The following is a 4,367-nucleotide window of genomic DNA, read 5'->3' as shown; positions in this document are numbered from 1 at the left end:
AAACATTTCTGAGCATCGTGCTCAAGCGGTTGTCAATAAGCTGATTGAATTGGGTGTCACACCGACACAACTTGAGTGGAGAGGTGAAGGTGAGTCTCAACCTGTTGCAGATAACAATACTGCAGAAGGACGAGCTGCAAATCGCCGAGTTGAAATCACCATCACTAGCTTCCAGTTTCAAGAATAGGTTGTATTACTATGAATAAATATTTTAAATCTCTATTTGCAATAGTGGTTTTTCCACTACTAACGTTATTAACTGGTTGTAATTCAGAAGGCGCTTTCAGTTCTCAACCTCAGCCACCAATAGATGCGACAGTGATTGAAATTACGGTGACCCCCTCACCAATTTCGGTCTTAGAAGGTCGCACACAACAGTTGGTCGCGGTGGCTAAATACGATGATGGAGCCGAGAGAGACGTCAGTGATTCGGTAACGTGGGAGATTGTTGGAGACCCAACAATCGCGAGCATATCCGTTTCTGGTTTAGTAACGGGTAACACGAAAGGTGCAACTGAACTCACTGCCAGTAAAGATGGTATCACCAGCAATACGGTGAATGTCACTGTGTGTAACACAGCCGACGCATGCCTTGATATTTTCGATACCGGTAGCGGTAAGTTATTTACCAATTCACCATCAGTGGCCTACTTAGACAGCATTGGCGGTAGTGCTACAAACGATATTTATACTGAAGTTGGAACTTACGGCCCAGCTGGTGATTTCTACAGATTCGACTGGAATAACGCAAATGCATTGTGCGATACCTACAACACCCTTAGTCTCGGCGGACGAACTAACTGGCGTTTAGCGGAAAGAGACGAGTTAAAAATGGAGCTATACGACGTATATCTTAATATGTTTACCGCGCGCGGTTGGCCTACCTACCACAGCTATTGGTCGGCGACTCCTGATAGTTCTAACTATTACCTCGTGGTCCTCGACGATGGTTACGTCTACAGCATCCGTCCGAGCGTCGCGGCCGACGTATCCTGCGTCTCAAATCCTTAAAGTTGAGCGTTTAGAGTTTAACGTTTTAATTTTTAATTTTAGTTTTTGAAGTGTCAGAGTTGCATCTGGCACTTTTTAAAAGGGGGAAGATAGGTGAATATTGAAACTAAATTAGCATTGGTTGAAAGCAGTCAACGTATTGTTGGCATAAAAGAGGGGATGTTTGTACGTTTCTATGAGCAATCACTCTTTGGTTGGCAGCAGTGGGTATCTAAACAGGACCAATTACCGACATTGAAGGTGTTAAGGAAAAAGGTTAAGAAATTGAATGGAAGAGAGGTGTTGTATGGTGGGCTTCCTATAGAATCATTAAAGCAAGCTGGAATTGACATAGGTACAGAGGCTGTTATTGAGTTAGAAATAATCATCGATTTTTCTGAGTGGGAGTCTTGGAGGCAAGAGCAGCGTGCTCAAATGGACGATATTGAAGAGAAATCACCTTGTAACCCTTGTGATGACGATCTGTTAAATCGTCGATATGTTCGATTATTTTTACCCGAAGCAATCGTCAATAAAGTGATGATGACGGAAGCTTCAAGCTCTTCATCAGATTGGTTGTTGATTGCTGTCAAGCAAGCGATATAACGTTTTAATAAGATGGTTCTCGGAAAATCAACAGGGAACATAGCGACAATGTCGTGCTCAGAGAATGTTAACGTTAAGGTGTTAACATGTGGGCCCTGGTATGTTATCGGCATTTATGACCTTATGGGTATTCAAGGGAAGCGAGTCGAAAGGCAACACTTCGAGTTAAACAATAAATGCAAACGCGCGCGGTTGGCCTACCAACAACAACTATTGGTCGGCGACTCCTGATGGTTCTAACTATTACAACGTGAACCTCAACAATGGCAACGTCAACAGCAACAATCCGAGCAACACGAACTACGCATCCTGCGTCTCAGGCCAACATAAAGTATCCGGAGCCATCTTATTAAAGTGAAGACCCTTCTTTATGGTGAAGTGATTGTAATAACCGTTATTGGGTAATAAATAACGTTTAAGTTCGCCAAAATTCTTATGATATATTTGCTTTCTCAATTGACAATGATTGGCTTGACTAAGTAGTCCGTAATAGCTATTGATTGTTGATTGCATGGCTTTTAGTTGGGTATAAAATGGCGCGTAATGGATGCCATTCTTACTCCATCTCCCCCGACTTGGTCTAGATTTTAAAAAGACGCTTGTCGCACCAGAGTCTAGAATCGAATTAAAGTAGCGCAAACGCTCTTTTAGTGATGAAATAGTGGTTTTGCGAATATGTTTATAATGGGGAAATACACGGAATCCCAAGTAATCAAAACCCTCCTCAATAGGTGCTAAATGCACCTTTGTAGGATGTAATTTTAATTGCAGGTGTGAAGTGAGATACCATTCAATATGCTCTTTCCATTGTTGCAATTTTTCAGGCGAATCAGATAGGATAAATAAATCATCCATATATCGAACGTACCCCTTAACCTTCAGTGTGTGTTTTATTTCGTGGTCAAGGTTGTTAAGGTAAAAATTACCGAAGAGTTGGCTAGTAACGCTACCGATTGGCAACCCAACCTGTTGCGTATTGTTAAACTGTAGTTTCTTATGGAGCGGGATTTGGTTAAGTAAGTATTGGTCTCCAGTTCGCTCGTTTTGTAGCTTCGTGGCATCCTGTTCTATGATCTTTTCTATCAGATTTGCTAGGCAATATTGGCGCAATGCGCTTAAATTTGAATTGTAAATGAGATTGTATAGTTGCGTCAGAAGCTCTTTTTTATTAATGCTGTTGAAATAACTGTAAATGTCGAGCTGTAGCCCCCAAGTGTGTCTTGGTTGGCGCATTAGTTTTTGAACTTTTGCAATAGCAGCAAGAGTTCCTTTACCTTTTCTATTGGCATAGGTGTCATTAATGAATTGATTTTCCATAATAGGTGCCATTTGTAGTGCAATCCACATTTGAGCTATGCGATCTCTAAATGCGGGGGCATATATTTCTCTAAGTTTAGGTTCCGTGATTGCAAAGTGATGATAAGAGTAAGGTTGATATGTATTAGTTAAGATTTCGGTTGACAGCTCATGGCATAGTTTGGGGAATTTTAAAGCGTTAGCAGATTTTTGTTGACTGCTTCCCGAAGCTTTTACACATTGCAGCAACTCTGCTGCGAGTTGATGGTGATATTTAAGGTTTGAATTTTGAATAAAGAGTTTCGTCATAATCGTCTCTACTATGATTTACAAAAGTTGTATAAACTGTATTGGAACCAACATCAACACTTGCCCAAAGCATTTCGCTTTACAACCGGAGAGCAAATCCTCAACGAACTCACGAAGTGTATTCGTTATTCTGTTCAAGCTAATTTGTACGGAAAATCTCCGGAAGGAATATTGCGAGCTCTAGATTTATTACTAGAACTTAGTGCGCTTTTAGAAACCGTACAAAGTTTATTAATGTTAGCTTGGGAATTAAAATTCTTACCTCATGGCGCTCTGGTTACTTTGACTGAACAACTTGGGCATGTATCAAGACAAGCTACAGGATGGCGAAAATGGTTCCAAGGAAAAGCTCTCGAAGTAAATCCACCTGTTTCTTCTCCAAGTGGATGTGCTTAGATTAGGGCTGCTGGCAGATTGAAACGTTTCTGTCCAAAAATGAGCTAGTGAATAACTCTAGACCAGACTGATTGACGCGAGCCATAAAACTGACCCATTTCACCCCGTATATTCCTTCCAACGGGGCATTTTTTATTGCCTTAGAATGAATCAAATCTTTAGATAATTGATTCATCGGTTTTTAGCTCATTCAACTTAGCTGCTTTGGCAATGGTAGAACGACTGCATTTAAGCAGACCCTGAACTTGTGACCAGCTTTTCCCTTCATCGAGTAGTAACCGAATATTTTGCCTTAATCCATGGTCTGGCTGACGCCCAAGGTATTTGCCTAAGGTTTTGGCCTTTTCGATGCCTTGCGCTTGTCGCTTTCTTCTTGTCTCGTAATCATCTCTGGCCATTGCCGCGGCTAAATGTAGTGGCATAGTGAATTTGGCCACCTAATAAGAAATGTTATGATCCTCTCATAACCCATTTAGGTGACAACATGAATAAAAGTAAACGTGCTCGATATAGCGCAGCCATTAAGCTTGAAACAGCTCAATTAGTCGTTGATCAAGGCTACACCCAAGAAGCAGCGGCAAAAGCTATGAACGTGGGTAAATCGACGGTCAGTAAGTGGGTAACACAGCTTCAAGTTGAGCGCCAAGGGCATGCACCTAAAGCCTCCCCAATGACACCAGAACAAATTGAAATCAGGGCACTTAAACGTGAAATTGAGCGGATAAATCTCGAGAAAGAAATCTTAAAAAAGGCTACGGCTCTATTGATGT

Annotated in this window: 7 protein-coding genes and 1 pseudogene; 6 read left to right on the top strand and 2 right to left on the bottom strand. The window is 41.4% G+C overall.

Annotated features, from left to right (window positions below; genetic code table 11):
- The 4 genes from NE536_RS22415 to NE536_RS22945 all read left to right on the top strand — a co-directional run.
- Positions 1 to 187, top strand: a 187-nt coding sequence (locus NE536_RS22415; RefSeq protein ID WP_261274069.1) for an OmpA family protein, incomplete at its 5' end; no start/stop codon positions are given.
- Positions 188 to 333: 146 nt separating this feature from the next.
- Positions 334 to 1,011 (top strand): Lcl domain-containing protein, encoded by a 678-nt coding sequence (locus tag NE536_RS22410; RefSeq protein WP_425347546.1) that lies wholly within the window; start codon positions 334 to 336, stop codon positions 1,009 to 1,011.
- A 93-nt stretch (positions 1,012 to 1,104) separates the two neighbouring features.
- Positions 1,105 to 1,596, top strand: a complete 492-nt coding sequence (locus tag NE536_RS22405; RefSeq protein ID WP_190332761.1) for a hypothetical protein — start codon at positions 1,105 to 1,107, stop codon at positions 1,594 to 1,596.
- 172 nt (positions 1,597 to 1,768) lie between these two features.
- The gene (locus NE536_RS22945; RefSeq protein WP_107686077.1) at positions 1,769 to 1,954 is read left to right on the top strand and encodes an adhesion domain-containing protein; all 186 of its coding nucleotides are present in this window, start codon (positions 1,769 to 1,771) and stop codon (positions 1,952 to 1,954) included.
- Here the strand turns inward: NE536_RS22945 and NE536_RS22400 are convergent.
- Positions 1,897 to 3,201: an RNA-directed DNA polymerase gene (locus tag NE536_RS22400; protein WP_261274068.1), complete on the bottom strand. Its 1,305-nt coding sequence runs from the start codon at positions 3,199 to 3,201 to the stop codon at positions 1,897 to 1,899. The genes NE536_RS22945 and NE536_RS22400 overlap by 58 nt on opposite strands.
- On the opposite strand from NE536_RS22400, the gene NE536_RS22395 reads away from it, so the two are divergent.
- Positions 3,181 to 3,597: a four helix bundle protein gene (locus NE536_RS22395; RefSeq protein WP_261274067.1), complete on the top strand. Its 417-nt coding sequence runs from the start codon at positions 3,181 to 3,183 to the stop codon at positions 3,595 to 3,597. The two genes, NE536_RS22400 and NE536_RS22395, sit on opposite strands and share 21 nt — an antisense overlap.
- Positions 3,598 to 3,755: 158 nt before the next feature.
- Here NE536_RS22395 and NE536_RS22390 read toward each other — a convergent pair.
- Positions 3,756 to 4,013: pseudogene (locus NE536_RS22390) on the bottom strand (recombinase family protein); the annotation flags it as partial.
- A gap of 68 nt (positions 4,014 to 4,081) precedes the next feature.
- Here NE536_RS22390 and NE536_RS22385 point away from each other — a divergent pair.
- Positions 4,082 to 4,367, top strand: a 286-nt coding sequence (locus tag NE536_RS22385) for a transposase (RefSeq protein ID WP_261274065.1), incomplete at its 3' end; no start/stop codon positions are given.

The organism is Shewanella septentrionalis, assembly GCF_025370265.1.
Classification (GTDB): domain Bacteria; phylum Pseudomonadota; class Gammaproteobacteria; order Enterobacterales; family Shewanellaceae; genus Shewanella; species Shewanella hafniensis.
This window is presented reverse-complemented; position numbering and strand designations above follow the sequence as displayed.